The organism is Thioalkalivibrio sp., assembly GCF_007692535.1.
GTDB lineage: Bacteria > Pseudomonadota > Gammaproteobacteria > Ectothiorhodospirales > Ectothiorhodospiraceae > Thioalkalivibrio.
In genome coordinates, this window is record NZ_REBW01000027.1 from 1 (window position 1) to 3,740 (window position 3,740).

Consider the following 3,740-nt stretch of genomic DNA (forward strand, 5'->3'; position numbering starts at 1 on the left):
TGACCGCCAGCAGGTAGGCGAAGATCACCACCGTGCCGATGATCACCGGCGTGTCCCGGTGTCCGATGGCCTGGAACAGCAGGGTGCCTAGCCCTGGCCAGTTGAAGACCTGCTCGAGGATGATCGCGCCGCTCCACAGACCGATCAGCATCAGCGCGAAACTGGTGATGATCGGCGACAGCGTCGGGCGCAGCACGTAGCGGCGTTCGATCATGTGGGACGGCAGGCCTTTGGCACGGGCCATCTCGACGTAGTCCTCGCTGGAGTGGATCAGGAAGAAGGTCCGCCAGGAGTAGATCGAGATGAAGATCGTGGAGAGGAACATCGCCGCGACTGGCAGCAGCATGTGCCGCAGCAGGCTCGCCGCGTAGGCGAGTGTGCCTTCCGGCGGTGGCACGTCGACCATGCCGCCGGCCGGCAGTATCGGGAGCAGGAACGCGAAGATCAGGATCAGGAAAATGCCGTAGAACCATCCCGGCGCAGCCGAACTGGGCGCCAGCGCGATCACCGAACGGTCGAGTGCGCTGCCGTAGCGCCGCGACAACCCCAGCGCGATGAACACGGAGGCGAAGAACACCAGCAGGTTCGCGGTGCCGAACAGCAGCAGGGTGGCTGGCAGGCGTTCGACGATGATCCAGTACACCTCGCGGGCGCCGCGATCGCTGTGCATGTGCTCGGCCCGCCCAAGGTCCAGCCGGATCGCCTGCTGCAGGTAGTCCACACTGCGCACGATGAACGGCTGGTCCAGGCGCAGACGCTCCACGTCGAGTTGCACCCGCCGTTCGATCAGGGCGTTGCGCTCCTGCGGGCTGAGATCGAAGAAGGCGGGGTCGGCCCGCACCTGCTCCGCGACGGTACTCTGGATCTGCACCATCCGCAGTTCGTCCACCTGCCCGCCCATGTTGGCGATCAGGATGGTCAGGTAGACCCCGACCAGCACGGTCAGGAACAGGGCGGCGAGACGCTTGATGGTGAAGAGCGTGAGGCGCCGCAGATCACGCAGGACGCCGCGTCCCGGTGTCGCCATGGCGCCTGAGGAACCGGTCACGGCTGGCCCCCGGGTTGTGGGGTCTCACGCGCGGGCACGGTGGCGAAGACCTGCGAGGCGAAGGAGGGAAGGGCGACCAGCCGCGAGATCACCGCCAGCTCGAGGCTGTTCGCGCCGCTGCCCAGTGTCGCCAGCTCCTCCGGCTCGAGCCGCAATGGCCAGGCGCCGTCCCCGGCGGGCGACAGGGTGCCCTTACGGGCGAGGCTGCCGGTGCCGTCGAACAGCAGGTACTGGACGCTCTCGATCTCGTCTTCCGGGTAAGGCTCGCCCAGGAAGCTCACGCGCAGCGTGAAGTCGGCGGATTCCCCGGAGGTGACGACCATCGGGCCGTCCAGTTCGAGTTCCGGAATGGCCGGCTGGGTGAACCGCAGCCACTTGTCGGAGGGGTCCGGGAAGTCCTCGAAGCGGCGCAGCACGATCGCCCGTTCGAGCGGGTGGACGGAGTGCAGGTAGAACGGCCCGTCCCCGACCCAGTAGTGACCGCGCTGGTCCCGCCATTCCGCGAGTGCGAGGAAGCGTCGGGTGGCCTCGCCCGGTTCGGTGAAGTCGCCAAGGGTCGCGGGAAAGGGCAGATAGTCATCCGCAAGCGCCGCTTCGCGATGCCGGTCCAGGATCGGGAGGCTTGGACCCGCGACCAGGTTCATCCAGGTTACCGCCATCCGGTCCGCCTTGTTCGAGGAGAATGCGAGATCGCCGGAGATTTCCGCGCGCATGCCCATCGCCAGCGCGTGCCAGGGGGAGATCGAGGGCGTACGCGCCGAGACGATGGTCTCCGCGTCGGGATAGATCTGATCGCTGTAGATCTCCACCACGAGTGGATCCCGCGAAACGATCCGCCAGCCGCGGAAATGACGCTGGAAGACCTCGAAGGTCGGTACGTGGCTGGGGTCATGCAGCGGGCTGTCCTCCTCCGCGCGCTCGAAGGTCAGGATCCAGGGCAGCACCATGTCTGCGAGCGACATGGGTGAGCCATCATGCCAGTCACGGTCGAGGAAACCCGCTTCGTAGTACACGCGTGTCCGGGTTCTGGCCGTGATGCCCTCGGGATGGCGTTCACCCACGGTGACGAAACGTCCCGACGTGGTGTCCCAGTCGATCCAGGTGTCCTCCGGGACCTCGATCTCCGGGAGGGTGTCGAGCGTGAGCCAGTCGTGGCTGCGGATCACCGGCACCCCCTCCTGCACGGTCACCTCCGCGCGATCGATTCGCTGCGGCCAGTACAGTCCAGTGAACGGGTCCGGTACCAACTCGATGTCCGCGAGCGCGCGGATGATCATGGTGTCGAAGATCCAGTTGCTGCCGGCCACCGGGTTCCAGGGTTCGGTCAGCAGGCTGGGGACGGCGAACACGACGCTGCCGCCGACCCGATCCCGGAAGCGGATCGTATAGGGCCACAGCCGCGAGCCGGAGATGCCACCCGCCAGATCGACCGCCAGTTCGACTTCGCGGGAATGGGGGAACACGTTCAGCTGATCGACGACCCAGATGCGCACCGAGTCAGCCATCGCCAGTTCGAGCGCGCGCGTCATCAGCGCCTGGCGTTCGTCCCAGTCCGTGTAGTCCCTGCGCTGCAGGCGGTCCGCGATCTCGTCGAACTCCGGATCCGGGGTATAGACCTGCCAGAGCGGCTCCGGCCGGCCGCGCGGTGTGTAGTAGTAGCTGAAATTGTCGGCGAGATCGCGGTTGATCACCGTGGAGATCCAGCCGCCGGTATACAGGTGCCAGCGCCCGGAGTGCGGGTCGCCCGCGATCCAGATGCGCGACGCCTCCTCGGCGGTGCGGTACAGCCGCTCGACGCGGAATCCGAGATCCTCCATCAGGTTCGCGACATAGTCGCCGACCCGCTTGCGTGCGTCCTCGGTGCGGATCAGCACGCTGACCCGAACCGGCTGGCCCTGGTACATCCACTGGCCGTTCTCAAAGCTCGCGCCGAGGCGTTCCATTTCCACACGGATCACCCGTTCCGCGCGTTCGGGATCGTGCTGGTAGCGCAGTTCGAGCGCGCGCGCGACTTCGGCGAGCCGCGCGTAGTCGGGGAAGACCGTGTTCAGGGGCAGGTAGCGGGGTACCGCCAGCCCGCCGTAGAGTTCCTCCGCGACGTAGCGCCGGTTGATCAGCCGGTTCAGCGCTTCGCGGATTTCGGAAACGTGGAAGGGGTTCAGTTCGCCGTTGGCGAAATGCGGACCCGCCGGGTTCACCGTCAGTTCCATCGACGAGCCGTAGGCGAGGGCATAAGTCGCGCGCTCGGAATCCCGCAGGCGCTGGAACACCGTGGTGCTGCTGACACCCTGTCCGAACAGGTGATGCGTTCCGCTCTCGATCAGCCCGGTTACCTTGCCGACGTCGGACTCCTGGGTGAATACGATCTGATCGACCAGCGCCCCGGTCCGCTCGGCGGGATCACCGACGGCACCACGGTCGCCGACACGGCCGGAAGGCTGGTCGGGACTCGTGACCTCCGGGCGCAGAAAGAGCGCACCGACGATTCCCACGAGGAGCAGCGCGGTGGCAGTGAGTCCGATCTTGCTCATCATTTCGGGGAAGAAACCCCTGTCGCAGGCATGTCAGGGACACGATAGACAACGCTCCCGTGCCCTGACAAGGTGGTTACGGAATTCCGTTAGAAACGTCGGTTGGCCGGTAGTTCCGAAAGGGCCGGAATCAGCCCTGGCTCAGTTCCATCTCGAGTTTA

The 3,740-nt window shown here is 66.1% G+C and carries 2 protein-coding genes; both read right to left on the reverse strand.

Going from position 1 to position 3,740, the window contains the following annotated elements; genetic code table 11:
- Positions 1–1,027 (reverse strand): ABC transporter permease (locus tag EA346_RS00430; protein WP_296754244.1); only part of this gene is annotated, 1,027 nt, incomplete at its 3' end.
- Positions 1,028–1,044: 17 nt separating this feature from the next.
- Positions 1,045–3,579 carry an ABC transporter substrate-binding protein gene (locus tag EA346_RS00435; RefSeq protein ID WP_296754247.1) on the reverse strand — a complete coding sequence of 845 codons (2,535 nt, stop codon included), beginning with the start codon at positions 3,577–3,579 and terminating at the stop codon, positions 1,045–1,047.
- Positions 3,580–3,740 lie beyond the last annotated feature (161 nt).